The organism is Halobellus litoreus (assembly GCF_024464595.1).
GTDB lineage: Archaea > Halobacteriota > Halobacteria > Halobacteriales > Haloferacaceae > Haloquadratum > Haloquadratum litoreum.
Window position 1 is genome coordinate 1,035,201 of record NZ_JANHAW010000001.1, and the last position, 23,795, is coordinate 1,058,995.

At 69.7% G+C, this 23,795-nt stretch carries 23 protein-coding genes and 1 tRNA gene; 13 read left to right on the forward strand and 11 right to left on the reverse strand.

Annotation, left to right across the window (positions count from 1 at the left end):
* Positions 1 to 217: 217 nt before the first annotated feature.
* From NO360_RS05300 to engB, 5 genes are all read left to right on the forward strand, one after another.
* Positions 218 to 652, forward strand: a complete 435-nt coding sequence (locus NO360_RS05300) for a GNAT family N-acetyltransferase (protein WP_256307103.1) — start codon at positions 218 to 220, stop codon at positions 650 to 652.
* A gap of 71 nt (positions 653 to 723) precedes the next feature.
* Entirely contained in the window at positions 724 to 1,224 is a 501-nt protein-coding gene (locus NO360_RS05305) for a DUF5810 domain-containing protein (protein WP_256306503.1), read from the forward strand.
* A 276-nt stretch (positions 1,225 to 1,500) separates the two neighbouring features.
* Positions 1,501 to 1,947, forward strand: a complete 447-nt coding sequence (locus NO360_RS05310; RefSeq protein WP_256306504.1) for a DUF5809 family protein — start codon at positions 1,501 to 1,503, stop codon at positions 1,945 to 1,947.
* A 35-nt stretch (positions 1,948 to 1,982) separates the two neighbouring features.
* Positions 1,983 to 2,546, forward strand: a complete 564-nt coding sequence (locus NO360_RS05315; protein WP_256306505.1) for an NUDIX hydrolase — start codon at positions 1,983 to 1,985, stop codon at positions 2,544 to 2,546.
* 71 nt (positions 2,547 to 2,617) lie between these two features.
* Positions 2,618 to 3,238, forward strand: coding sequence for a GTP-binding protein EngB (gene engB, locus NO360_RS05320; RefSeq protein ID WP_256306506.1), 621 nt, complete (start codon positions 2,618 to 2,620; stop codon positions 3,236 to 3,238).
* A gap of 186 nt (positions 3,239 to 3,424) precedes the next feature.
* On the opposite strand, the gene NO360_RS05325 is transcribed toward engB, so the two are convergent.
* Positions 3,425 to 4,750, reverse strand: coding sequence for an eIF2B alpha/beta/delta subunit family protein (locus NO360_RS05325; protein WP_256306507.1), 1,326 nt, complete (start codon positions 4,748 to 4,750; stop codon positions 3,425 to 3,427).
* Positions 4,751 to 4,808: 58 nt separating this feature from the next.
* On the opposite strand from NO360_RS05325, the gene NO360_RS05330 reads away from it, so the two are divergent.
* Entirely contained in the window at positions 4,809 to 5,324 is a 516-nt protein-coding gene (locus tag NO360_RS05330; RefSeq protein ID WP_256306509.1) for a metallophosphoesterase family protein, read from the forward strand.
* Positions 5,325 to 5,418: 94 nt separating this feature from the next.
* Entirely contained in the window at positions 5,419 to 6,171 is a 753-nt protein-coding gene (locus tag NO360_RS05335; protein WP_256306511.1) for a coenzyme F420-0:L-glutamate ligase, read from the forward strand.
* Positions 6,172 to 6,226: 55 nt separating this feature from the next.
* Here NO360_RS05335 and NO360_RS05340 read toward each other — a convergent pair whose 3' ends face one another.
* Complete coding sequence (locus tag NO360_RS05340; RefSeq protein ID WP_256306512.1) at positions 6,227 to 6,472, reverse strand: DUF8024 family protein; 246 nt, start codon at positions 6,470 to 6,472, stop codon at positions 6,227 to 6,229.
* 90 nt (positions 6,473 to 6,562) lie between these two features.
* On the opposite strand from NO360_RS05340, the gene NO360_RS05345 reads away from it, so the two are divergent.
* The gene (locus tag NO360_RS05345) at positions 6,563 to 6,913 is read left to right on the forward strand and encodes a DUF7573 domain-containing protein (RefSeq protein ID WP_256306513.1); all 351 of its coding nucleotides are present in this window, start codon (positions 6,563 to 6,565) and stop codon (positions 6,911 to 6,913) included.
* A gap of 28 nt (positions 6,914 to 6,941) precedes the next feature.
* Here NO360_RS05345 and mutL read toward each other — a convergent pair whose 3' ends face one another.
* Positions 6,942 to 8,642 (reverse strand): DNA mismatch repair endonuclease MutL, encoded by a 1,701-nt coding sequence (gene mutL, locus NO360_RS05350; RefSeq protein ID WP_256306514.1) that lies wholly within the window; start codon positions 8,640 to 8,642, stop codon positions 6,942 to 6,944.
* The gene (gene mutS / locus NO360_RS05355; RefSeq protein ID WP_256307104.1) at positions 8,635 to 11,430 is read right to left on the reverse strand and encodes a DNA mismatch repair protein MutS; all 2,796 of its coding nucleotides are present in this window, start codon (positions 11,428 to 11,430) and stop codon (positions 8,635 to 8,637) included. The genes mutL and mutS overlap by 8 nt, the downstream gene beginning before the upstream one ends.
* Positions 11,431 to 11,798: 368 nt before the next feature.
* On the opposite strand from mutS, the gene NO360_RS05360 reads away from it, so the two are divergent.
* The 5 genes from NO360_RS05360 (at position 11,799) to NO360_RS05380 (ending at position 17,908) form a co-directional block, all read left to right on the forward strand.
* Complete coding sequence (locus NO360_RS05360; protein WP_256306515.1) at positions 11,799 to 12,773, forward strand: AAA family ATPase; 975 nt, start codon at positions 11,799 to 11,801, stop codon at positions 12,771 to 12,773.
* Between the two features lie 63 nt (positions 12,774 to 12,836).
* Positions 12,837 to 14,105: a DUF58 domain-containing protein gene (locus tag NO360_RS05365; RefSeq protein ID WP_256306516.1), complete on the forward strand. Its 1,269-nt coding sequence runs from the start codon at positions 12,837 to 12,839 to the stop codon at positions 14,103 to 14,105.
* A complete protein-coding gene (locus NO360_RS05370; protein ID WP_256306518.1) occupies positions 14,102 to 16,471 on the forward strand; it encodes a transglutaminase TgpA family protein in 2,370 nt (789 codons plus the stop codon). The genes NO360_RS05365 and NO360_RS05370 overlap by 4 nt, the downstream gene beginning before the upstream one ends.
* 131 nt (positions 16,472 to 16,602) lie before the next feature.
* Entirely contained in the window at positions 16,603 to 16,896 is a 294-nt protein-coding gene (yciH, locus tag NO360_RS05375) for a stress response translation initiation inhibitor YciH (RefSeq protein WP_049985144.1), read from the forward strand.
* Between the two features lie 148 nt (positions 16,897 to 17,044).
* Positions 17,045 to 17,908, forward strand: coding sequence for a hypothetical protein (locus tag NO360_RS05380; protein ID WP_256306520.1), 864 nt, complete (start codon positions 17,045 to 17,047; stop codon positions 17,906 to 17,908).
* Between the two features lie 5 nt (positions 17,909 to 17,913).
* Here the strand turns inward: NO360_RS05380 and NO360_RS05385 are convergent, their stop codons facing one another.
* The 7 genes from NO360_RS05385 to NO360_RS05415 form a co-directional block, all read right to left on the reverse strand.
* Positions 17,914 to 18,378, reverse strand: a complete 465-nt coding sequence (locus NO360_RS05385; RefSeq protein WP_256306521.1) for a hypothetical protein — start codon at positions 18,376 to 18,378, stop codon at positions 17,914 to 17,916.
* A gap of 362 nt (positions 18,379 to 18,740) precedes the next feature.
* Positions 18,741 to 18,812, reverse strand: a tRNA-Ala gene (locus NO360_RS05390).
* A 185-nt stretch (positions 18,813 to 18,997) separates the two neighbouring features.
* Positions 18,998 to 19,306, reverse strand: a complete 309-nt coding sequence (gene rpsJ / locus NO360_RS05395) for a 30S ribosomal protein S10 (protein WP_049985148.1) — start codon at positions 19,304 to 19,306, stop codon at positions 18,998 to 19,000.
* Positions 19,307 to 20,572, reverse strand: coding sequence for a translation elongation factor EF-1 subunit alpha (tuf, locus tag NO360_RS05400; RefSeq protein ID WP_256306523.1), 1,266 nt, complete (start codon positions 20,570 to 20,572; stop codon positions 19,307 to 19,309).
* Between the two features lie 224 nt (positions 20,573 to 20,796).
* The gene (locus tag NO360_RS05405; protein ID WP_256306524.1) at positions 20,797 to 22,149 is read right to left on the reverse strand and encodes an acyl-CoA thioester hydrolase/BAAT C-terminal domain-containing protein; all 1,353 of its coding nucleotides are present in this window, start codon (positions 22,147 to 22,149) and stop codon (positions 20,797 to 20,799) included.
* Between the two features lie 57 nt (positions 22,150 to 22,206).
* On the reverse strand, positions 22,207 to 23,166 hold the full coding sequence (locus tag NO360_RS05410) for a homoserine dehydrogenase (RefSeq protein ID WP_256306526.1): 960 nt from the start codon (positions 23,164 to 23,166) through the stop codon (positions 22,207 to 22,209).
* Entirely contained in the window at positions 23,163 to 23,786 is a 624-nt protein-coding gene (locus NO360_RS05415) for an amino acid-binding protein (RefSeq protein WP_390281966.1), read from the reverse strand. Before NO360_RS05415 ends, NO360_RS05410 begins: the two co-directional genes overlap by 4 nt.
* Positions 23,787 to 23,795 lie beyond the last annotated feature (9 nt).

Consider the following 23,795-nt stretch of genomic DNA (forward strand, 5'->3'; position numbering starts at 1 on the left):
GGAGCGGCGGCGCTCGACGGGTAATGCGGACGAGCGGAGCGGGTCCGAACGGATTCGACGGGAAGCCAGCGGATTTTTGCCACGCAGCCCCCTAGCCTACGTCGTGAGCGAACCGTCCGGAGGCGAGGAGGGCGACCGCCCGTCGGGAGCGGACGCGTATCTCGGTGCGACCCCGGCCGTCACCGTCCGGCCCGCCGACCGCGCGGACTTACTCGACGTGCTCCGGATCGAGCGGGAGTCCTTCTCGGACCCGTGGCCGTACGCCGCGTTCGAGTCAGTGCTGGACGCGCCGGCGTTCCTGGTCGCCGTCGGGCCGGGCGTCGACGGCGACGACACCCTGCTCGGCTACGTCGTCGGCGACGTGATGCCGAACCACGGCCGCGACATCGGCCACATCAAGGACCTCGCGGTCCGCCCGGACGCGCGCGGCGAGGGAGTCGGCCGTCGCCTCCTCCGCGAAGCGCTGTTCGGCCTCGCGCTCGCGGGCGCGGCCGTCGTGAAACTCGAAGTCCGCGAGGGCAACGACGCCGCCCGCTCGCTGTACCGCGACGAGGGCTTCGAACCGACGCGGCGAGTGCCGCGGTACTACGGCGACGGCGAGGACGCGCTGATTCTCGTCGTCGACGTCGAGGCGTGGCACGCCTCGGAGTGAGACGCGACGACTCGACCGCCGGAGAGGGGCGGAACCACACATCCTTGTACGCCTGCGACGTACCTGCGGCTATGGGTTTCGCCTGTCCCGTCTGTGAGATCCCCCAGCAGGACGCGACGCACCTCGCGAACCACCTGGCGTTCACCGCGATGGTCCACGGCGACGAGCACGAGGCGTGGCTCGACGAGCACGTCGACGATTGGTCGGCGCACGGCGAGGCGGAGCTCGCCCCGAAAGTCGCCGAACTCGCGGCGGAGGCGGACTACGACCAGGTGTTCGAGGACACCGCGCACACGCACGACCACGCCGAGCACGGGCACCGAGACCAACAGGAAGCTATCGGAGGGGAACGGCCCGCCGGTATCGACCCGGAGGCCGCGGCCGCGACGGGGAGCGGGAGGCTCGACGAGGAGACGAGGAGCGTGCTCGAGGAGGCGCGGGCGATGACGGCCGAGATGCTCGCGTCGGACGCTGCAGGACGTGACGAGGGAGCGTCCGCCGACGAGGGCACCGAGAGGACGAATGACGCCGACGAGGCTGGCGACGACGCCGCGGACTGCGACGCCGAGTGACGCGCGAGACGCAAACGCGACGAACCCGTAGCTGTCGGACGGTTTTTGGCGAACAGTCGGCACACCGTGGCTGGCGCTCGGCCACCGTCCCCGCGCCGACGTGCCGAACGACCGCTGAGCGGCGCGGGGTCGCGTTCAGATCACGACGTCGGTGGTCCCGCTCTCGTATATGAACTCTCGCTGGTCGATTCGAAGGCCGGGAAACGAACGGCCGCAGCGGTACCGCGTGGGAGGCGAGACCGAAAGCGTTTGTGCGCGAGTCGCCGACGAACGGGTATGGAGACCGAGGGAACGCTGTCGCCGGAGTCGATCGCGGAGGCGACTGAGGCCTTCGAAGACGCCGGACCGACCGCACAGCAGGTCGTCCGCGAGGCGGCGAAGGCGATGGAGTTCGACCGCGAGGAGTACCGCGAGCGCGTGACCGGAGAGGTCGTCGAGCGGGCGCGAAACGTGCTCTTCGCCGAGCGACTCGCCGTCACTGTCGGCACCCGCGAGGAGTTCGACGACTGGACCGACGCCCACGCCGACTACGAGGTCATCGAACTCGGCAGCGAGGACGTCGACCGGGTCGTCTGGCACGCCGCCCCGTTCGCCGAGACGGTCGTCGCCGCGACCTACCAGAACGAACGCGAGGCGGCCGTCGGAACGCTCCGCCGACAGGCCTTCGCTCGGGTCTACCGGCCGCGCTTCGAGGACGGCGAGTCGACATCGGCCGAGGAGTGACCACGGTTAAGCCCCGTCGAGACCGAGGAGGGCGTATGACCGACGACGGACGCAGACACGAACCGCTGCCCGACCCCGAGTGGCCCGTCGACGAGTCCGCGACGGAGTACGAGACGGGCTGGTACACCGGCGGCTACGACCTCGTCGAGCAGCCGAACGGATCGACGAAGCGCTACTACTGGGCGGAACTCGCGACCGCCGTCGTCGTCGTCGCCGTCGAGGACGACTCGCTCGTGTTCGTCGAGCAGTACCGGCCGACGGTCCGGGAGACGCAACTGGAACTGCCCGCGGGAATCGTCGAGGCCGGGGAGTCGTTCACGACGGCCGCGGCGCGGGAGCTCCGTGAGGAGACCGGCTTCGAGGCCGGCAGCGTCGCCCTCTTGGAGGATTTCTGGTGTTCGACCGGTGTGCTCAGACACCGCCGCGGGTTGGTGTTCGCGACGGACCTCACGCCCGTCGAGCGCGACCTGGACGAAAACGAGTTCCTCTCGGTACACTCGGTCCCGGTCTCGGAGGCGCTCGACGTCGCGCGCTCGGAGGCGATGAACGACGCCACGCTCGAGGGCGTATTGCTGGCGCGTGAGGAAGGGTTGCTGTAGCGTCTCGGAGGCAAGATAGTCGAACACCCCGCGAACGTCAGCGTTAACCCCGACGACGGCCTTCCTCCGCTATGTTCGAAGATCGCCCGGACCGCGAGGAGGTCGTCCTCGTCGGCCGGTCGAACGTCGGGAAGTCGACGCTGATGCGGGAGTTGACCGGCCACTCGAAGTTCACCACCGGTGGAAAGCCCGGCGTGACGCGGTCGCCGAACCACTTCGACTGGACCTCGGAGAACTTCATGTTCACCGACCTCCCCGGCTTCGGCTTCATGTCCGGCGTCGAGGAGGAGCGCCGCGAGCAGATCAAGACCGACCTCGTTCGCTACATCGAATCGAACGCCGACGACGTCCTCGCGGCCGTTCTCGTCGTCGACGGGAAGAGCGTCATCGATATTATCGACCGGCACTCCGGTCCCGACGAGATCCCCCACGACGTCGAACTGTTTCACTTCCTCTGGGACCTGGACGTCCCGACGATCGTCGCCGTGAACAAGATGGACAAGGTCGACGACCGCGACGAGCGACTGGACGACCTGTGCGACCGGCTCGGACTCCACCCGCCGTGGAAGCAGTGGCGCGAAACGATCGCACCGATCAGCGCGAAGCGGGGCGACATCGACGCGCTGAACGAGGCGCTCCGGACCCGGTTTCACGAGCAGAAGCGCGACGACCTGTTGAAGTTCGTCAGTTAGGCGGCGCGCTCGACGGCTCGGGAGTAACGGTGGCTCGGTGAGAAGGTGTCATCACAAGGGGCTGAGTGGGGGTAACCCTCGTCATCGCCACCGGGTTCGAATCGGCGCGCACGGGTGAAGTATCCCTCGCTTCGAGCGCTGCGCGGGCGGTGTCGATCGGCCAGAGCCGTTTTCAGGCCGCGTCCGTCACTCCCCCCAGGACGCGTTGGCGGCGTGTGCAGCCGCCACCTCCCGGATCGCGGCGTCGTCCAGGAGTCCCGCCTCGGTCGCGACGCCGTCGACGAGCGCCGCGGGCGTCACCTCGAACGTCGGGGCGTGGACGGTGACCTCAGCGTCGCCGTCGTACACGGCGTCGGCAGGCGAATCGACGTCGGGAACGGCGGGTGCCGCGTCGCGACCGTCGCTCGCCGGCCACACCTTGTCCTTCGAGGCCACGGCGTAGAGCGGTACGTCGAGGTCCCACGCCGCGAGCGCGAGCACGCGCGTCCCGGTCTTGTTCACCACGTCGCCGTTCGGGCGGATCGAGTCGGCACCGACGAGGACCGCGCCGACGTCGCGGGCGGCGAGCGCCGTCGGAAGCCCGGCTTCCGTCGTCAGCGTCACGGTCGCGTCCGTCTCGCGAGCGGCCCACTCCGCGACGCCGACGCCCTCCCGCTCGGGGCGCGATTCGGCGACGACGAGTTCGGCGAACGGCCGACCGTTGGCAGTCGTCAGTTCCGCGATCGCCTCCCGAACCGTCCCCGAACGCGAGAGCGTCGCAACCGCGGTCGTTCCGTCGTCTCGAAGGCGCGTCGCGGCCGTCCTCGCCGCCGCGTCGTCGGCCTCGAACGCCGATGCGAGCGCGTCGATCGCCCGTTCGACCAGGCGGTCGCAGTCGTCGTTTCCACGGCGACTGCCGGCGACGACGCGATTCACGCGGTTGGCGACGGCCGCCATCTCCGGGCGAGCGTCCCGGAGGTCGCCGGCGACGCCGAGAACGTCGTCCCAGTCGGTCGCATCCTCGCCCGCCTCGGCGGCCGCGTCGCGGAGGACTTCGAGCGCGCGAGCGGCGATCCACGCCGATCCGTGGGTTCGATCCGTCCGAACTGTCCCGACGGTCGGAGCGACGCGTCGCCAGGTCTCCCAGAGGCGCGGGACCGTCTCTCGTTCCCGAATCGCGGTCGGATCGACCCACTCGACCGCGGCGAGTTCCTCGTTGGTCGTCACCTCGCGGGTGTCGCTCTCGAAGAGGAACGGATGCACGACGAAGGAGCCCTCAGCGTCGTCGACGTCGATCGTCTCGCCCGTCCGGACGAGTTCGAGGTCGTCGTCCGGCAGACCGATCTCTTCCCGGAGCTCGCGGCGGGCGTCGCGCTCGGCGTCGAGGGAACCGTTCTCGGGATCGGCGGAATCGCTCTCGACGTAGCCCGAGACGCCCGCCCAGCGTCCTCGGTACGTGCCGACCGCGTCGCTCCGGCGGGTGAGTAGCACTTTCCCGCGTTCCCGAACGAAGCACGTGACCACGTGTGCCATCCTCGTTCCCTTGGCGCTCGGGGCGAAACGTCTTTTCGGTGGCTCTCCTGGTTCGGATATGGCCGTCGAACTCGCGCTCGTCAGCGACACGCACGTGCCGTCCCGTGCCGACGCCGTCCCCGGGTGGGTCGAGGAACGGATCCGCGCCGCCGACCACGTCGTCCACGCCGGCGACTTCGATAGCGCGGCCGCGTACGAACGGGTCGTCGAACTCGCCGGCGGCGAGGAGTCGCTGACGGCCGTCGTCGGCAACATCGACCCCCGGTCGTTCGACCTGCCGGTCGTCGAGACGCTCCGCGTCGAGGGCGTTACGTTTGTCGTCACGCACGGGGCGGGATCCCGGCACGGGTACGAGTCCCGGGTCGCCGAAACGGTGCGCGAGGAGGGCGGTCCGGAGGCCATCGGCGTCTCGGGACACACCCACGAGGTCCTCGACGCGGTCGTCGACGGCGTTCGGCTGCTCAATCCCGGAACTGCGACCGGGGCACCGCCGGGAGCGGCGGCGACGATGTACGTCGCGACGGTCGAGGGCGAGTCGGTGTCGGTGACGCTGCACCGGGACGAAAGCGAGTAAGAATCCGTCGCGTCAGAATCCGTCCCTGTTCGACCTACCGGCGACGCTGGCCCGCACCTGTTCGCTTTTTGTCCGCGGGCGCGCTCCTCGTCGTATGGAAGTGTTCGTCGTCCCCGACCTTCCGGAGGTACGGCCGGGCCACGACCTCGCCGCGCTGATCCGCGAGCGCGTCGACCTCCGTCCCGACGACGTGGTCTGCGTCGCCTCGACAGTCGTCTCGAAGGCAGAGGGCCGAAGCGCCGACCTCTCGGCGTTTCCGGCCGGGCCGCGGGCGCGGGAGGTGGCCGCGACGCTGACCGAGCACGCCGGCGAGGAGACGGATCCCCGGTTCGTCCAGGCCGTCCTCGAGGAGAGCGTCGAGGTACTGATCCAGACGCCGTTCCTCCTGACTGAGACGCGGTTCGGACACGTCGGCGTCAACGCCGGCATCGACCGCTCGAACGCGCCGGACGGCGACCTGCTGTTGCTGCCGGAGCGGCCGTCCGAGAGCGCCGAGCGGATCCGGGAGCGACTCCCGGCGGATCGCGTGCTCGTCACCGACACCTGCGGGCGGCCGTTCCGGGAGGGCCAGCGCGGCGTCGCTATCGGCTGGGCCGGCCTCGCACCCGGTCGCGACTGGCGGGGCGAGACCGACCGCGACGGCCGCGAACTCGGCGTCGCCGTCGAGAACGTCGCCGACGAACTCGCCGCGGCGGCGAACCTGCTCGCCGGCGAGGGCGACGGCGGCACGCCCGTCGTGGTGGTCCGCGGCTTCGAGTGGGGCGACCACGGCGAGAGCGACGCGCACTTCCGTGAGATCGAGACCGACGTCGTCCGGCGGGCGATCCGGGCGTGGTCGAACGAGTGAACGCAGCCGAAAAAAAGCGCGAGGTGAGTCGTCGGTGCCGCGCGGCGAACGGTCGTTACCGCGCGGCGCGCTCGGGCGTCGATTCGCGCGCGCTCGAACCGAGGCCCGTCAGCTGATTCACCAGCGCGCCAAGGGCGAGGTACCCGAGGACGGCGACTGCGGCGGTCGTCAGGCCGGCCCCGACGAGGAAGGATATCGCCGTGATCGGGTCGACGCCGAGAAGGACGTCCGTGAGGAAGATTTCGACGAGGCTGACGACGCTCGTGAGCAACTGCACGACGAAGTCGATGACCGTGACCATACCGGGGGTTGGTCCGCATCGTATATGTGTGTGTGGAACTCCCCGAGCGGAGTCGCCACCGCTAAGCCGCTCCCGCCGCTTCGGTGAGCTATGACGCGGGATCGCTCGCTGGACGAGTTCGCGACCGGCGACGCGAGCGGTTCGTCCGAACCGGCGGACGGCGGTTCGGATCCGACTGAACGAGACTCGACAGACGCAGAAGATCACACGTCGACGGACGACAGCGAAGTCGGAAAGTCGGACGACAGCGAAGTCAAAGAATCGGAAGATAGTGAAGTAGACGATCCAGCCGATTCGATCGAGGTCGCCGACGTCGAACCCGCGACGGCGACGTACCAATGGGACCCGGAGAGCCTCGAGTGTCCCGCCTGCGGCCGAACCGTCGACCGACTCTGGATCCAAGAGGACGAACGCGTCTGTGCGGACTGCAAAGAGTGGTAGGACGAGCGCCGCGTCGCCGACGGGGGAGTCACCCCATCCGCGTTCCCCGCCTGCCGAACCCTCGTACGAGCGTCTCCTCCTCGACGGTGAGCACGGTCGGACGGCCGTGCGGACAGGCGTATGGGTTCTCGCACGCGCCCAGCCGTTCGAGGAGCGCCGCGGCCCGCTCGTCGGAGAGTTCGTCGCCCGCCTTCAGCGAGGGGTGACACGCGAGGTCCTTCAACAGATCGTCTCTCCCGACCTCGGGCGTCGACCCGTCGCGGATCGCGTCCGCGGCGTCGCGAACGCTCTCGGGGGCCGCGACCCGACCCATCGGCGCGGGGACCGATCGGACCCGGACCGTCGTCTCGCCGAACGGATCGAGGTCGTAGCCGAGTGCGGCGAGTTCGTCGCTCGAAGCCTGGACCGTCGCGAACTGCGCCGGCGTCAGTTCGACGCGCGCCGGCGGGTCGATCGGCGACGTGGGCGTCTCGCCGGCGACGGCCTCGCGAAGCCGCTCGTAGTTCACCCGCTCGTGCGCCGCGTGCTGATCGACGACGAGGAGGTCGTCCTCGCGCTCACAGAGGAGGTAGAGTCCGCGGAACTGCCCGATCACGGCGACCTCGTCGAACGCCGATTCTGCGTCCGAAAGCGGTTCCAACGAGTCGTCGAGGGCCATCGAGAGGTCGTCCGCCCCTCGTCTGTCGGCCGTCGAGAGCGCGTCGCTCACGGCGGATTCGACCGCCCGTTCGACGTCGTCGGGGGCGCGGAGCCGGACATCCCGCTTCCGGGGGTGGACGTTGTGGTCGACCCACGAATCGGGGGTCGAGACCGAGACGACGGCGATCGGCGCGCGGTCGTCGGGAAGCAGGTCGCCGTATCCTTCGACGACGGCGCGCCCGAGTCGCTCGTTGTCGACGGGTCGGCCGTCGACGGCGACGTAACTGTGGTCTCGGCGCGCGCGGGTGATCGACGGCTGTACGACCGCACCGGAGAGCGCGAGCTCCGCGTCGCCACCTCCGGAATCGACGCCCTGAACCGAGTCGAACTCGACCGCCCGCCCGGCGATCTCGCGGTCGTAGACGCCGAGCAGGGCGTCGTCGTACCCGCCGGTCCCGGGCGTCGCGAACACCTCCGAGCCGTCGTGCGTCAGTGAGAGCGCGACATCCGGTCGAACGAGCGCGTATCTGGAGACGGCGTCGCTCACGCGGGCGAACTCGGTCCGGGAGGTGCCGAGGGACTCCCGGCGCGCGGGCGTCTCCGCGAACAGGTCCCGGACCGTGACCGTCGTCCCGCGACCCCGACCGACCGGCTCCGTCCGGGCCGCGCCGGGTCCGTACTCGGCGACGACGCGGGTCCCCTGCGGGCCGCCGTCGTTCGTCCGGAGTTCGAGGCGCGCCACGGTCGCGACGCTCGCGAGCGCCTCGCCGCGGAAGCCGAGCGTCTCGGCCGCGGAGACCGATTCGCCCGGCGCGAGTTTGCTCGTGGTGTGCCGTTCGACCGCGAGTTCGGCGTCCCGCCGGCTCATCCCGCGGCCGTCGTCGCTCACGCGGATCCGGTCGGTGCCGTCGCCCGCGACGGCGACGTCGACCCGGGTCGCGCCCGCGTCCAGGGCGTTCTCGATCAGTTCGACGACGACGTCCGCCGGGCGGGTGATCACCTCGCCGGCGGCGACGCTGGCGACCGTCGCGTCGTCGAGGCGTCTGACCGGCCGCCGCTCCGGGACCGGGTCCGCCGAATCGTCATTCATCCAGTCTGCGTCGTAGGTCCTCCAGCGTGTTGAGCGCTTCGAGCGGCGTCGTCCGGGCGACGTCGACGTCGCGGAGTTCGTCGAGGACGGCCCGTTCGGCGTTGGAGAGTTTCGATCCGTCCGATCCGTCCGCTCCGTTCGACCTCCGCCGGACCCCGTCGCGGTCGTCGATGCCGTCGACGTAGGCGGCGAGCGTGTCGTCGCGGCCGTCGGGTTCCGCCCGCGCCGTCGCCGCCGCCTCGCCGTCGGTCGCCGGCGGCGTCTCGCCCGTCGACGACGAATCGCTCGTCGCTGTCGAGGCCTCACTCGCCGCCGGGGAGGCCGCATCCGCCGACTCCCGGACGTACTCCCGCGCCCGCTCGACCACCCGGTCCGGAACCCCGGCGAGTTTCGCGACCTCGACGCCGTACGACGACGAGGAGGGTCCCGCGGCGACGCGGTGGAGGAAGGTGACGTCCGAGTCTCCCGCGGCGTCGGTGCTCCCGTTCGCCGTGGCCGACGCCGAGTCATCGTCGCCCTTGCTCACGGTGAAGTGGAGGTTGAACGCGTTCGGGAGATCCTCCGCGAGGCCGGTCAGGTCGTGGTAGTGCGTCGCGAACAGCGTCGTCGCGCCCACCTCGCTGTGGACGAACTCCGTCGTCGCGCGGGCGATGGCGAGGCCGTCGGCCGTCGAGGTGCCGCGGCCGACCTCGTCGAGGAGGACGAGCGAGTCCGCGGTGGCGTCGTGGAGGATGTCGGTCAGTTCCGACATCTCGCGCATGAACGTCGATTGCCCGCCCGCGATGTCGTCGGAGGCCCCGACGCGGGTGAAGATCCGGTCCAGGACGGGCAGTTCCGCCGACGCCGCGGGGACGAACGACCCGGCCTGCGCGAGCAGACTGATCAGCGCGACCTGCCGCATATACGTCGACTTCCCGCTCATATTCGGGCCGGTGATGACTGCGACGTGGCCGACGTCGAAGTCGATCCCGTTGGGGACGAACTCCGCCTGCGTCCGCTCGACGACCGGGTGGCGGCCCTCCTCGATCCGCAGCGTCTCCGCGCCCATTTCGGGCCGGGCGTAGTGTTCGGCCGCGGCGACGGCGGCGAAGGCGGCGAGGACGTCCAGTCGAGCGAGCGCCTCCGCGAGCGACTGGAGCCGATCGGTGGCTTCGGCAACCCGTGCGCGCACGTCGCAGAAGACCTCGTACTCCAGGGCGTCGGCGCGCTCGGCGGCCGAGAGGATCTCGTCCTCGCGGCGCTTCAACTCCGGCGTGTAGAACCGCTCGGCGTTCTTCAGCGTCTGCCGCCGGGTGTAGTCGTCGGGGACGCGGTCCAGGTTCGGGTTCGTCACCTCGATGTAGTAGCCGTGGACCTGGTTGTATCCGACTTCGAGGGAGTCGATGCCGGTCCGCTCGCGCTCGCGCTCCTCCAGCGAGGAGACCCACTCTCGGCCCTCGCGTTCGGTCGCGCGGATCTCGTCGAGTTCCGCGTCGAAGCCCTCGCGGACGACGCCGCCCTCGGTGATCTCCTGCGGCGGATCGGAAACGATCGCCCGGTCGATCAGGTCACGGACCTCGTTCAGTTCGTCGAGCGATCCGCGAAGGTCACAGAGCGCGTCGGAGTCGGCGTCTTCCAGCGCGGCCTTCACTTTTGGAACGGTGTCGAGCGTCGCCTGCAGCGATCGGAGGTCGCGGGCGTTCGCGCGCTCGCGAGAGACGCGAGCGGCCAGGCGTTCGAGGTCGTACACGCCAGCGAGGTGGTCGCGGACGGTCTCCCTGGCGAGCGGGCGGTCCAGCAGTTCGCCGACGGCGTCGTGTCGGCGTTCGATCTCTCCCCGGTCGATCAACGGGCGGCGGAGCCACGCCTCCAGTTTCCGCCGCCCGAGAGCGCACGCGGTCCGGTCGACCGCGTCGAGGAGCGTCTCCCCGCGGCCGGGGTGTCGGGAGTCGAACAGCTCGAGGCTGCGCATCGCGTTGGCGTCGAGGCGGAGCGAGCGCCGCAGGTCGTACCGCCGGACGCGCGAGACGTACGAGAGCGCGCCGTCGCCGCCCTGCGTGTACTCCGCGTACGCCAAGAGCGCGCCGACGGCGCGGCGTTCGGCCGGCGAATCGAGGACGGCCGCCGGTTCCGAGACGTACGCCGAGAGCGTCCCGTCGGCCTCGTCGAGGTCGAACGCCGCCGCCTCGTGCTCGGTCACCATCGCCTCGAACCCGAGCGCCGCGGCGTCGACGTCGGTCCCGGGCGCGACGAGGAGTTCCGCCGGCGCGAGGCGTTCGAGTTCGTCCCGGATCCGATCCTCGCGAGCGCTCGTCACCTGACACTCGCCGGTCGAGACGTCCAGCGTCGCGAGGGCGGCCGCCGCACCGTCGTCAGGGTCCTCAGCAGTGTGACGTGCGTCCTCGCCGACGAGCGCGCCGAGATACGTTGCGCTCGCGCGGTCGAGCAGTTCGTCGTCGGCGACGGTCCCCGGCGTGACGACGTTCGTCACCGCGCGGTCGACCAGTCCCGACGCCTCCTCGGCGTCCTCGACCTGGTCGGCGACCGCGACGCGGAAGTCCGCGTCGAGCAGCGACTGGAGGTACGACGCCGCGTTGTCGATCGGAATGCCCGCCATCGGGTAGGTCCCCGTGGAGTCCTCCCGCTGGGTGAGGGTGACCTCGCAGACGCGGGCGACCGTCTCGGCGGCCTCGCAGAACGCCTCGTAGAAGTCGCCCACCTGGAAGAGCACGAGCGCGTCCGGGTGGGCCTCACAGAGCTCGAGGTACTGCGAGAGCATCGGGGTGAGTTCCTCGCGTCGCGCGACCATCTTCTCGGGCGGCCCCTCGGGACGTGGCTCCGACTCGGCGTCCGCGGCGTCGGCCGACTCAGAATCGGGGGCTGCGGCACCGTCGGCGTCGATATCTGACGCGACGGCGTGCTCCGGCGATTCGTCGTCGGCGTCGGACCTCGCCCGTTCCATACCTATCGGACGGCGGTCGAACACCAAAAGCGGACGGGAAACCCGCCGGGCGGTGACGGCGACGCCGCGACGGCAGAGAGAGTTCCGAATCCGGCGGCCGTTCGGATCCGACGCAGACGCCCAGCAGAGTTACGTGTACGCGGGAGTTATGCATCTACGATAGCGTTCCGAGGTCGGTCGGCGTCGGCCTCGGCGCACGCTCGTTGGCCCTATCCATGACTGACGCAGACGCCGTCCCAGACTCGGAACCGAAGGCGACGTCGGTTGCGCCGCTCGACGTCGAGGAAGCGACCGAACTGACAACTCGAATCGTCGACAACGTCGAGCGCGTCATCGTCGGCCACCGCGACGCCATCGAACACATCCTCGTCACGCTCTTCGCTCGGGGGAATCTCCTCCTCGAAGACGTCCCGGGCGTCGGGAAGACGATGCTGGCGCGCGCGGTGGCGACCTCCCTGGACTGTTCGTTCAACCGGGTCCAGTTCACGCCCGACCTCCTGCCGTCGGACGTGACCGGGGTGAGCGTGTTCAACGAGAAGACCCGCGATTTCGAGTTCCAACCGGGACCGGTGTTCGCGAACGTCGTCCTCGGCGACGAGATCAACCGCGCGCCGCCGAAGACGCAGGCGGCGCTGCTCGAGGTGATGGCCGAACAGCAGGTGACCGTCGACGGCCACACCCATCCGGTACCGGACCCCTTCACCGTCATCGCGACGCAGAACGACGTCGAACCCGGACGGACCTACGAACTGCCGGTCGCCGAGGTCGACCGATTCACGAAGAAGATCCGGCTGGGGTACCCCACGGAGGCGGAGGAGACGGAGTTACTCGGGCGGGTCGTCGGCACACACCCCATCGAGTCGCTCGACGCCGTCGCCTCCGTCGAGGACGTCCGCCGCGCACGCGGGACCGTCGCCGACGTCACCGTTCGCGAACCCGTCCGCGCGTACGTCTCTCGGCTCGCGGGGTACACGCGGAAGCACGCCCGCCTGGGCGTGAGCCCGCGAGGCGCGATCGCGCTCGTTCGCGCGTCGCAGGCCCGCGCGGTGTTCGAGGGCCGCGAGCACGTCCTCCCCGACGATGTCCAGACGGAGGCGAAGACGGTTCTGAGTCATCGGATCCGAACCGACACGGAGATCGACGGCGAGGAGATCGTCGAGCAAGCGCTCGAAGACGTCGCCGTGGAGTGAGTGCGGCGGAAGCGGCGCGGCTGAAAGAACGCGAAGCACGAGAACCGAACCGGACGAGACGAGATGACGCCGAACATCAGACCGACGCGACGGGGGTACGCCGTCCTCGCGGTGGGAGCCGCTGCGTTCGTCGCCGGCGCGGTGTTCGGCCCGCGGGCGCTCGACGCCGTGGTGCTCCCGGTCGGGGTCGCGCTGCTCGCGGCCGTCGTGCAGGTCTGGCGCACGCCGGCACCGACGGTCGAGCGACGCCTCCCGCCCGCGGACGAACCCGGGGCTTCCGGGGTGGTCGAAGTGACGCTCGACGCACCGGAGCCGTACCCCGCGACGCTTCGGGATCGGCTCCCGGCCGGGGTCCAGAGCGATTCGATTCCGGGGGGCGACGCGACGACGGGAGATCGTGACGTGGCCATCGAGGCGACGGTCGGCGGCGAGACCGTCTCCTACGAGATCACCCCACGGCACCGCGGCAAGCACGAGATCGGCCCGGCGTCGGTCGTCGCGGTCGACGTCCTCGGACTCGTCGAGCGGACCCACGCGGTCGACACCCGCGACGCGGTGATCGCTTTCCCGCGCGTTCGAGCGCTGTCGAGCGCCGTTCGGGCGGACCTCCGGACGACGTCTCAGTCACGTTCCGCGGCCGGACGGGACGAGTTCGACAACCTCCGGGAGTACGTCAGGGGGGACGCCCTCAGGGACGTCCACTGGAAGTCCTCGGCGAAGCGCGACAACCTGATGGTCCAGGAGTTCACCGCCGACGCCGATCCCGAGCGCGTCACCGTCGCTGCCGGGACCACGTCGGCCGACGGCGGCGCCGACGCGGGAGGCACGGCGCTCGAAGGGACGAAGACGAGCGAAGGAGCAGCGGAAGCGATCGAAGGGGAAGCGAAAACCAACGAACGGAGGGGGGAAACAAGCCAAAGGAGAGCGGAAACAAGCGAACGAGCGGCAGACGCGACGAACCGGACCTCGGCAGACGCGATGGCTGAAGCCGCCGCGTCGGTCTGCCTCTCACTGGTTCGGGACGGCGTGAACGTCACGCTGGCGACGCCCACGGGGACTGTCGACGCGGCCCCGGGACGGACCCGCGACCTGCTCGACCACCTCGCTGTCGCGACGGGCGGGGCCGTCCCGAACCGCTCCGTCGACGTCGAAATCGTCGCCGGCGCGGAGTCGACGTCGATCCGGTTCGACGGCCGCAGACACGACTTCGAGACGCTGGTTGACGGCGTCGGCGACGGCGCGGCTACCGAGTCCGCCGCAGCGACGACGGCGTCCCAGTGGGGGAACCGAGAGAAGGCGGGCGAACGCGCCGCACGGGAGGCGCAGAGATGAGTTCGCCTCCGGAACGATCGGCGAACCCTGCCGATTCCGGGACGAGCGGCGGCCGCGCATCCGGCGAGGGCGGTCGGAACGCATCAAGAACGGACGGCGGCCGCAGGCCCACCACCGCGGGCGGAATCGGCAGCGACCCGGCCGGGGATCCTCGCTCCGAGGGGAGCGAGTCGAATCCGCGCGGATGGCGCCGGCGTCTCGACGACGCCTCGGTCCTCGCGTTCGCGGGGCTGACCGCACTGACGGGAGCCTACGCGAGCGTCCTGTGGCGCGTCACGGACGTCGTGGGGGGCAGCACCGAGTTCGTCGTCGTCGTCGTCGCGGCGCTGGCACTCGCCGCGCTCGTCGGCCGGTACGTCGGCGTCCGCGTCGCCCTCGGTGTCACGTCGGGACTGCTGGTGCTGGGTCTTCTGGCGTACCTCTTCGCCCTCCCGCAGAGCCAGGTGGAGCTGCTGACGCCCGATCGAATGCTCGACGACACCGTCGCGCTGCTGACGGGGCTCTCGGTCCTCCGCCTCGTCGGGGCCGGGGTGTGGGCGGTCGCCGTCGTCCCCGGCCCGGTCTTCCTCTCGTGGTACCTCGCGGTCAGACGGCGGTACGTCTCGGCGGCGGTAGCGGGGGGAACCGCACTGGCGCTGGTGGTGCTGACCGGCGACGCCGACGCCGTCACGACCGTCGTCGGCGTGCTCGGCGCGACGACGATGATCGCGGCGTCGACGTTCGAGCGACACGGCAGCGGCCTGGCTCAAGCCGACGTGTTGACCGCGCTGCTCGCCGCGATGATCGTCGTCTCCGCGACGTTCTCGGTCGTGCCCGGAGCGGCGGGGTCGCCGCTCCTGCCGGACCGCGGTGCGCCGACCGTCGAGGGGAGCCTCGTCGACGCCCGGGACAACGTCGACATCGTCGGGAGCATCCGGCTCTCGCCCGAGGTGCGGTTCACCGTCGAGAGCCCGCGCGCCGAGTACTGGCAGACGGCCGCCTACGACCGGTACACGGGCAGCGGCTGGGTGCGAACGGGCAGCGCCCGGCCGTACGACGACCGCCTTCGAGGTCCGCCGGGGCCGGCGCGGGAACTCGAACAGACCGTCACCGCGGAGGGCCCGATTTCGATCCTGCCGGCGGCGTGGCGGCCCGTCGACGTCTCGGGTCCGGTGGCGTCCGACACGGTCGTCACGCCGCAGGGCGGTATCCGCCCGGAGACGACGCTACAGCCCGGCGAAAACTACACCGTCACCAGCCGCGTTCCGAACGCGACGGCGGAGCGACTCCGGGCGGCCGGGACGGACTACCCCGACCGCGTGCGGGCGTCGTACCTCCAGTTGCCGGACAGCACGACCGACCGGGTCCGCGAGCGAGCGGCGACCGTCGCGGCCGACGCGGAGACTCCCTACGACAAGGCTGTCGCAGTCGAGTCGTACCTCGAAGCGAACAAGGAGTACTCCCTCAGCGTTCGGCGGCCGAGCGGGGACGTCGCCGACTCGTTCCTCTTCGAGATGGACGCCGGCTACTGCACCTACTACGCGACGACGATGGTCGTGATGCTCCGATCGCAGGGCGTTCCGGCGCGCTTCGTTACCGGCTACACCGCGGGTGAAGACCTCGGGAACGGCACGCACGTCGTCCGGGGACTCAACTCCCACGCCTGGGTCGAGGTCTACTTCCCCGACACCGGCTGGGTCCGGTTCGATCCGACACCGTCCGGCCCGCGACAGACCGCGGAGAACGCCAGAGTCGCCGAGGCCCAACAGCGAGGGACGGCGAACGTCGACTACGGCGCGCCGAACGGGACGACCCCGATTCAGGCCGAGGGGGCCGTGACGACCGGTTCGACCGCCGACGGGAGCCCGTCGACGCCGGGCGGGATCACGACGACTGGACCCACGAACGCGACGCCGTCGTCCGTCGGTGGACCGGCCCCCGGCGTCCCGACGGCGGCGTCCGAGGATGGATCGGGCCCGATTCCGGCACTGCCCACGCGGCGGACGCTCGCCGTCGCGCTCGTCGGACTCGTCGGGATCGTTGCCGGCGCCCGCAGGAGTGCCCTGGTGGACCGAACGGTCAGGCTGGGCTCCGTCCAGTTCCAGCGCCGCCGTGACCCCGAATCCGACGTTCGTCGGGCCTACGATCGACTCGAAACCATCCTCGAACGCGAGCACAGAGCGCGTCGACCCGGGGAGACGCCCCGGGCCTACATCGAGGCGCTGCCGACGGACGAAGCCGAGTCGGCGGAGCGCAGGCGCCTCGTCGAACTGTACGAGCGGGCGCGCTACGCCGACGGTGTCACGGAGACGGACGCCGACGCGGCGGTGTCGACGGTGAACCGGTTGGTCCGCGCGTCGACGCCGATCGTTCGACGCCTCCGATGAATCCGTCGTGGGGACGCTGACACGCTGTCGGGGGGCAGCGCGCGAGCGCGGAAACGGCCGCCCGGCGGCGATGCGAGCGCGTCGGGGTCCCGATACTGTTTAATATCCCCATCTTGTAGTTTCGGACTGTAATGTCGGAAGTCTGCTCGACGTGCGGACTCCCTGAGGAACTTTGCGTCTGCGAGGACGTCGCCAAAGAGTCCCAGGAGATCACCATCCGCATCGACGAGCGCCGCTACGGAAAAGAGGTAACGGTCATCGAAGGGTTCGACCCCAAGGACGTAGATATGGACAGCCTGTCCTCGGATCTGAAGTCGAAGTTCGCCTGCGGCGGCACCGTCGAGGACGGCTCGATCGAACTCCAGGGGAACCACACCGGTCGCGTCGAGGACTTCCTCCGCGACAAGGGCTTCAACGTCGCGTGATCGGCACCTGACCGTTACCTGCGCACCGCGCGTCGGGCGATTTTCCCACCGCTTCACCTGGTGAGCGACAGCGCCGTCTCCGGGGAGTAACTCGGGCCACGGGCGACGGGACCGAAACCGTTCTCACGCTCGCGTCCGCGCCACCCGTATGGTCGACTCAGACTGGTGGGTCGGCGTCGTCCTCCCTCCGCTGCTTGAAGTCCTCGGCTGGATGGGTCTCGAACTGCTGTTCCCGGACTCGGGCGGGTCGCCGACTGCGTTCGACTTCGTCCCCGCGGTGTTCGTCCTGGTGGGTATGCTGTTGATCCCCGTGTTCGCGGCGTCGCTGTTTTTCGACGCCCGCGCTGTCGGCCGGAGCGCGGAGTCGTGGTCGCCGAACTATCGGCTCTGGGGCGTCGTCGGTATCGCGATCCCCATCGCGGGACTCGCCCTCGTCGACTCGCCGCTGCTCCTCTTCGTCGGCTCGGCGTACCTGTTGCGACGGTGGCGCTCCACCGATACGTCCGGCGACGTCGCAAGCGACGTCTACGACGGTGACGGGTGGTACGATACCACTGACGAGAACACCACCCGCGAGGCAGATGCGACCCACGAGACGGGAGCGCAGCGACCCGGGCGCGTCTCGCGGTGGTACTACGGCGTCGCGGTCACGGTGGCGACGTACGGCGTTCTCCTCGTCTCCGCGCCGGTCGTACTCGCGATCTTCGGTTCGGCAGGCAACGCGGCGTTCGTCTACGACGTCGCGCCGTCTCTCGGTGCGCTGCTGCCGTTCGTCCTCGTGTTTTCGCTCGTCGGTGGCGTGCTTCTCATTCCGGTGTTCAGCCTCTCGCTGTATCTCGACGCGCGGGCCGTCGGCGAGAGCGACATCGACTGGAATCCCGATCGTCGAGTGTGGACCGGCGTGGCCGTCGCTCACCTCTGCAACGTGCTGTTGCCCGTCGTCTGGATGCTCTCGGTCCCCGCGGGCGGCTACTACCTCTGGCAGCGACACGATCGCGTCGGCCGGCCGTGAGTGGATCACCCGAGTGCGGAGAGTCCCTTCGCGAGGAACTGCGTGAGGAATCCGACGCCCAAGGACATAATCGAGACGACGAGCAACTGCGCGCCGAGTTCGAACGCCGCCGCACCGATGAGCCCGAGTGTGGCGAGCGGGGCACCGACGACGAAGATCATCTCGACGAACCCGGGACCGTCGGAAGGACGCTCTACCGTCCAATCGGCCGCGGAACCGACCAGCAAAAAGTGGATCAACAGCGGTATCATCGCCACGACCGCGTAGCCGACGTCGGTCCAGCGGGAGGGGATCGTCGTCAGGAGCGCGAACTGACGGAGGGTGAGGACCCCTTCCAGATAGAACTGGCCGGGGGCCTGAAAGAGGAGGCCAAGCGCGGTCGTCGGTGCCGGCGTCGTCGTCGCGATCACGAGCGACGATCCGACGACACCCCACAGGAGAAGCCACACCCCAAACACGAGCACTGCCATACAGTCGTGATTCGATAACGGTGTGAAAAGTCTACTGGAGGAGAATGTTCGGACTCGACGGAAAGGCACTGTGGCGGAGTGCAAGCGTCCGGCGGTGGGTCGGGATCGAGCAGCAGCGATGGTGACCGGTACACCGGTGGACCGTCCGGGGCCGCAGACTACTTGACGCCCGTCGTACGCGGGATGCTTGTCTCATCGAGGTCGCAGCCGTCGCAGTCGTCGACATCTGAGCGGCCTGCCCTCACGAGACGGTTCCGAGGAACGCAGCCGTTCGTCCCGGAGATGAGTGAGTCCGCGAAGAATACCGAGCGAGACGCTCTCCAGCGAGGAACCAAAGCCTTCGTGAGAAGGCCAGAAGGGAGTGGACTCGCTGGGATTTGAACCCAGGGCCTCTTCCTTGCGAAGGAAGCGATCTACCGCTGATCTACGAGCCCGCATTGTCTCCGAAGGCGGCGCGTCATTTGTACCTTCTGTTTCGTCCCTCGCGTGGGTGCGGATCACACCACTGCGAAGGGACGCCACGAAGTGACGTCGACGCCTTAGCGCCACACCCTATGTCGCCGCGAGACCGCGACGTCGGGTCGAAAGGGGGCGTCGTGTCGTCGGTGAGTCCGACCGATCAGTCTTCGAGGACGATCTCGATGCTGACGTCGTTCGGGACCTGGATCCGCATCAGCTGGCGGAGCGCGCGTTCGTCCGCGTCGATGTCGATGAGACGCTTGTGGACGCGCATCTCCCAGTGCTCCCAGGTGGCCGTCCCCTCGCCGTCGGGGGACTTTCGCGCGGGCACTTCGAGCGTCTTCGTCGGCAGCGGGATCGGTCCGCTGAGGTTGACCCCCGTCTTGTTCGCGATCTCGCGAACGTCGTCGCAGATGTCGTCGAGGTCGTCCGGGCTCGTGCCGGCGAGACGGACGCGTGCCTGCTGCATCTATCGCTCGTTGACCTCGAGGACCTTGCCTGCCGCGATGGTCTGACCCATGTCGCGGACGGCGAAGGAACCGAGCTCCGGAATTTCGCCCGACGGCTCGATGCTGAGCGGCTTCTGCGGTCGCACGGTGACGACCGCGGCGTCGCCGGACTGGATGAAGTCGGGGTTCTCCTCTGCAACCTCACCCGAGGCGGGGTCGAGTTTCTGATCGATCGACTCGATCGTACAGGCGACCTGCGCCGTGTGGGCGTGGAAGACCGGCGTGTAGCCGGCGGTGATGACCGAGGGGTGCTGCATCACGACGATCTGCGCTTTGAACGTCTCGGCGACCGACGGCGGGTCGTCGGCGGGGCCACAGACGTCACCGCGGCGGATGTCGTCCTTGCCGATGCCACGGACGTTGAACCCGACGTTGTCACCGGGGCCGGCCTGGGGCACTTCCTCGTGGTGCATCTCGACGGTCTTGACCTCGCCGCCGACGTCCGACGGCTGGAAGGAGACGTTGTCGCCGGGACTCATCGTTCCGGTTTCGATACGTCCGACCGGGACCGTCCCGATACCGGAGATGGTGTAGACGTCCTGGATCGGCAGGCGCAGCGGCGCGTCCGTCGGCGGCTGCGGCTCCGGCAGGTCGTTGAGCGCTTCGAGCAGGGTCGGGCCGTCGTACCACGACGTGTTCTCCGAGGCGTCGGCGACGTTGTCGCCCTCGAAGGCCGAAATGGGGATGAACGTCGCGTCGTCGGAGTTGAACTGAACCTGCTTGAGGAGCTGCTGAACCTCTTCTTTGACCTGCTTGTAGGAGTCCTCGCCGTAGTCGACGAGGTCCATCTTGTTGACGCCGATGATGAGCTCGTTGATGCCCAGCGTGCGGGCGAGGAACACGTGCTCTCGGGTCTGGGGCGCGACGCCGTCGTCGGCCGCGACGACGAGCACCGCGTTGTCGGCCTGCGAGGCGCCCGTGATCATGTTCTTCACGAAGTCACGGTGGCCCGGACAGTCGACGATGGTGAAGTAGTACTCGTCGGTGTCGAACTCCTGGTGGGCGATGTCGATGGTGACGCCACGCTCGCGCTCCTCGGCGAGGTTGTCCATGACGTAGGCGAACTCGAAGCCGCCTTTGCCCTTCTCTTCGGCTTCCTCTCGGTGCTGCTCGATTACGTGCTCGGGGACGGACCCTGTCTCGTACAGGAGTCGCCCGACCAGCGTACTCTTTCCGTGGTCGACGTGGCCGATGATGGCCAAGTTCTGGTGCGGTTTGTCACTCATAGTGTGGGTCACGCGCTAAGGCGCTCTGTACCGGCTTCTTTAGCCAGAAAGCCCTAAAACCATTTCGATACGTAGACGGCCGAAACGCCGCCGTATCGCGGTTTGTGGGAGCATCTACCACGGGGTCTAACCCCGGATCGAGCGGGGGTCGATCGCGATCGAAGCGGCGCACTCCGCCGCCGACGGCTGCCTCGCGGAGGGGGGCCAACGACCCCGCCGGCCACTCACCGGGAAGGCAGCGATCGGGCCAGAAACGACCGCGTTCGCGCCCAGGCAGCCGCGTTGGCTCGGGCGTTCGCCGCCGGACGCCCGCCGAAGCGGTGGGTCGAGTTCCGCGTCGTCCCGGCCGTCGGGAGGAACGGAGGGAACAGAAAGTGCCCCGCACCCTCGAAGGCGTCGTGGCGATACGCGTGGCGGGAGTCGGCACCGTCGAGTCGGTCGATGGCCCGTCGGCACAGTTCCGGCGAGGGCCACCGTCGGTCGTCCGTGGCAGACGCCAGGTAGATCGGTGCGTCAACGGCCTCGACTGGAACCGTCGCCGCTTCGAGACGCGCCCGCGACGCGTTCTCCAGCGGCGGTTCGAACAGCGGTAAGCCCGGCGTCGGCGGCGGCCCGAGGTCCGCCGCCGCCAGTTCGAGGTACGGGACCGGGTCCCCGTCGATCGTCCACGCGGAAGCCCCGGCGGGACTCCGACCCGGGCCGAGCCCCTCGTAGACGACGCCGCTCGGGACCCACCCGACGACGGCTCCGACCGCGTCGCTCAGCGTCGCGGCGAGCAACGCGAGCGGTCCGCCCCGCGAGAACCCGAAGAGCCCGATCCCGCCGTCGGCGACCCGCTCTCGGCGCCGGAACCAACTGATCGCTCGCTCGACGTACTTGACCGGAACCTCGAGCAGTGAATCGGGCAGGGGCTCCGGTTCGCCGAAGTACCGGAGCGCGAGCGTCGCGAACCCGCGGGACGCGAGCTGCCGTGCCAGACCGTAAAACGGTGTTCCGCCCGCCCCGTGCAGGTGGATCACGCCGGGCGCGGGGCCCTCACCCGGCGGCAGGAAGGCCGCACCGACGAGGTCCGCGGGACCGGTGGCTACCCGCTCGACGCCCGGATCGTACAGCACTCGGGTCGTGGTCGCCTCCGCGAGCGTGCGCCCGTCCATCTCGACCGCGAGAGTGACGTCGAAGGACGGTTCGGGCGGAACGAACCGAACGTCCGGCGGAAGCGGCTCCGCCGGGTCCATCTCCGTCGGCCGCATCGACCAGAACAGCCCCATCGGGTCCGCGCGGTCGTAGTACCGACCGTCGACCGGATGCTGGTTCCCGACGGTCACCGTCCCGTCCGGGCCAGTTTCGAACACGGCGCTGGCCCCCCACGCAGTTCCGCCCCGGTCCCGAGCGCGGGACCGGAGCGTCACCCGCCCGTGCGGCGCGACCCCGCGGACGTCGATCGAGATCGGCTCGTCGCTCGACGCGCTCGCCGGCACCTCGACGGCCGGTGTGGAACCGCCCGAACCGCACCCCGCGACGACGACCGAACCGGCGCCGCCGGCCAGTCGGAGGAATCCGCGGCGACCGGGAACCATACCGCGGCTAGACGGCGCGGCAGATTAAATTCCCCGTCGCGGTGTTCGGCCGAAGGGTCACTCCAGCCGACCGACGTCGCCGAGCACCGCAGAAGCTGTCTCCGGTCCGCCCGCGCCCCGTCCGCTGAGGTTCAGTTGGCCGGCGTGTTCAGTCTCCAACTGGACGATGTTCCGCGTGCCCGTCACCGAGAGGGCGGCGTTCTGCGGGACGAGTCGAGGCCCGACGCGGATGCCATCTCTGGTAGCCTCGCCGACGAGCCTGATGGTCCGCCCGTCCTCGGCGGCGAGTTCGAGCGCGCTGCCGGGGACGTTCGTGATCCCCTCGACGTCGGCGTCGTCGAGCGTGAACTCGCGTTCGCCCGCCGAGAGCACGTTCGCCAGGATGACGCACTTCAACGCGGCGTCGGTTCCCTCGACGTCGAACGTCGGGTCCGCCTCGGCGACGCCCAAATCCTGCGCTTCGGCGAGGACGTGCTCGTAGTCGATTCCCTCGGCGGCCATCCGCGAGAGGATGAAGTTCGCCGTGCCGTTGAGGACGCCCCGAGCGGCGGTGACGTGAGAGGGTGAGAGATCCTCGACCGTCGAGATGATGGGAATCGCACCGCCGACCGTCGCCTCGAAGCGGACGTCGCCGGCGCTCTCGCGCTCGAGTTCGCGGACGTCGGCGTACCGCTCGGCGACCGGTCCCTTGTTCGCGAGCACGACGTGTCGGTCGCGCTCCAGGGCCGTCTCGAGGTGCGAGAACCCGGGTTCGGCGTCTCCGAGCGTCGTCGGGGTGGCCTCGACGAGAACGTCGTAGTCGGCGTCGAGCGCCGCGTCGGGGGCCTCGTCGCCGACGACGTCGTCGTTCGCCTTCCGGTCCAGTACCGCCGCGGTGTCGATACCTCCGTCGGCCGTCACCGCCGACGAGGAGTCCGCGAACGCGACGACCGAGTGGCCGTACTCCGCGGCGAGGTCGACGACGGCGCTCCCGACCGCGCCCGCGCCGAGAACCGCGAGTCGCTTCCCGTCGCTCATACCGCACCCCCAGCGAGCGGTTCGACGACGTGTAGGTCCTTCTCGGCGGCGATCTCCCGGATGACGTCCAGCGCGGCGGCCGTCTCGCCGGCGCGGGTCGCCATCCGGAGGCGGGCGCTCGACGTGTCGCTCCGCCCCTCGGGCGCGTTCAGCGAGAAGTCCGCGATCGAGGTCGCCGAGTTCGCCTCGACCCGTCGGAGCGTGTCCGAGAGGTCGGTGTCGACGAGGTGTCCCACGAGAAGGACGACGACCTCTTCGGCGTAGTGTTCCGCCCCCGCCTGCACGACGTTGACACCCTCCTCGCGGAGCGCCGCGACGATCCCGTCGAAGCGGTCCGGCGTGGCCTCGACGTCGACTTCGACGGGGATGCGTCCCCGGGGCGTGACGTTGCCGCGCTCGTGGAAGATCGACAGCAGGTTGCCGCCGTTCTCCGAGATCGGTTCCAGGGCGGCGAGCAACTGCCCCGGTTCGTCCGCGAGTTCGAGGCGGATCGTGTGGGGCTGTGGGTCGCGGTCGGCGTCGCCGGCCTCCTCGACGCCGCCACGTGATCGAGACGTCTGCTCCGAATCGGCCTCGGCCTCCGAGTCCGACTCGGAGTCGGATCCGAGCGCAGACGTCACAGGCGGGTC

What these genes read in the sequence shown, in the direction of transcription:
- NO360_RS05305 (WP_256306503.1), top strand. Translation starts at nt 724, where the DNA reads ATGGGTTTCGCCTGTCCCGTCTGTGAGATCCCCCAGCAGGACGCGACG.
- NO360_RS05310 (WP_256306504.1), top strand. Translation starts at nt 1,501, where the DNA reads ATGGAGACCGAGGGAACGCTGTCGCCGGAGTCGATCGCGGAGGCGACT.
- NO360_RS05315 (WP_256306505.1), top strand. Translation starts at nt 1,983, where the DNA reads ATGACCGACGACGGACGCAGACACGAACCGCTGCCCGACCCCGAGTGG.
- engB (WP_256306506.1), top strand. Translation starts at nt 2,618, where the DNA reads ATGTTCGAAGATCGCCCGGACCGCGAGGAGGTCGTCCTCGTCGGCCGG.
- NO360_RS05325 (WP_256306507.1), bottom strand. Translation starts at nt 4,750, where the DNA reads ATGGCACACGTGGTCACGTGCTTCGTTCGGGAACGCGGGAAAGTGCTA.
- NO360_RS05330 (WP_256306509.1), top strand. Translation starts at nt 4,809, where the DNA reads ATGGCCGTCGAACTCGCGCTCGTCAGCGACACGCACGTGCCGTCCCGT.
- NO360_RS05335 (WP_256306511.1), top strand. Translation starts at nt 5,419, where the DNA reads ATGGAAGTGTTCGTCGTCCCCGACCTTCCGGAGGTACGGCCGGGCCAC.
- NO360_RS05340 (WP_256306512.1), bottom strand. Translation starts at nt 6,472, where the DNA reads ATGGTCACGGTCATCGACTTCGTCGTGCAGTTGCTCACGAGCGTCGTC.
- NO360_RS05345 (WP_256306513.1), top strand. Translation starts at nt 6,563, where the DNA reads ATGACGCGGGATCGCTCGCTGGACGAGTTCGCGACCGGCGACGCGAGC.
- mutL (WP_256306514.1), bottom strand. Translation starts at nt 8,642, where the DNA reads ATGAATGACGATTCGGCGGACCCGGTCCCGGAGCGGCGGCCGGTCAGA.
- mutS (WP_256307104.1), bottom strand. Translation starts at nt 11,430, where the DNA reads ATGGTCGCGCGACGCGAGGAACTCACCCCGATGCTCTCGCAGTACCTC.
- NO360_RS05360 (WP_256306515.1), top strand. Translation starts at nt 11,799, where the DNA reads ATGACTGACGCAGACGCCGTCCCAGACTCGGAACCGAAGGCGACGTCG.
- NO360_RS05365 (WP_256306516.1), top strand. Translation starts at nt 12,837, where the DNA reads ATGACGCCGAACATCAGACCGACGCGACGGGGGTACGCCGTCCTCGCG.
- NO360_RS05370 (WP_256306518.1), top strand. Translation starts at nt 14,102, where the DNA reads ATGAGTTCGCCTCCGGAACGATCGGCGAACCCTGCCGATTCCGGGACG.
- yciH (WP_049985144.1), top strand. Translation starts at nt 16,603, where the DNA reads ATGTCGGAAGTCTGCTCGACGTGCGGACTCCCTGAGGAACTTTGCGTC.
- NO360_RS05380 (WP_256306520.1), top strand. Translation starts at nt 17,045, where the DNA reads ATGGTCGACTCAGACTGGTGGGTCGGCGTCGTCCTCCCTCCGCTGCTT.
- NO360_RS05385 (WP_256306521.1), bottom strand. Translation starts at nt 18,378, where the DNA reads ATGGCAGTGCTCGTGTTTGGGGTGTGGCTTCTCCTGTGGGGTGTCGTC.
- rpsJ (WP_049985148.1), bottom strand. Translation starts at nt 19,306, where the DNA reads ATGCAGCAGGCACGCGTCCGTCTCGCCGGCACGAGCCCGGACGACCTC.
- tuf (WP_256306523.1), bottom strand. Translation starts at nt 20,572, where the DNA reads ATGAGTGACAAACCGCACCAGAACTTGGCCATCATCGGCCACGTCGAC.
- NO360_RS05405 (WP_256306524.1), bottom strand. Translation starts at nt 22,149, where the DNA reads ATGGTTCCCGGTCGCCGCGGATTCCTCCGACTGGCCGGCGGCGCCGGT.
- NO360_RS05410 (WP_256306526.1), bottom strand. Translation starts at nt 23,166, where the DNA reads ATGAGCGACGGGAAGCGACTCGCGGTTCTCGGCGCGGGCGCGGTCGGG.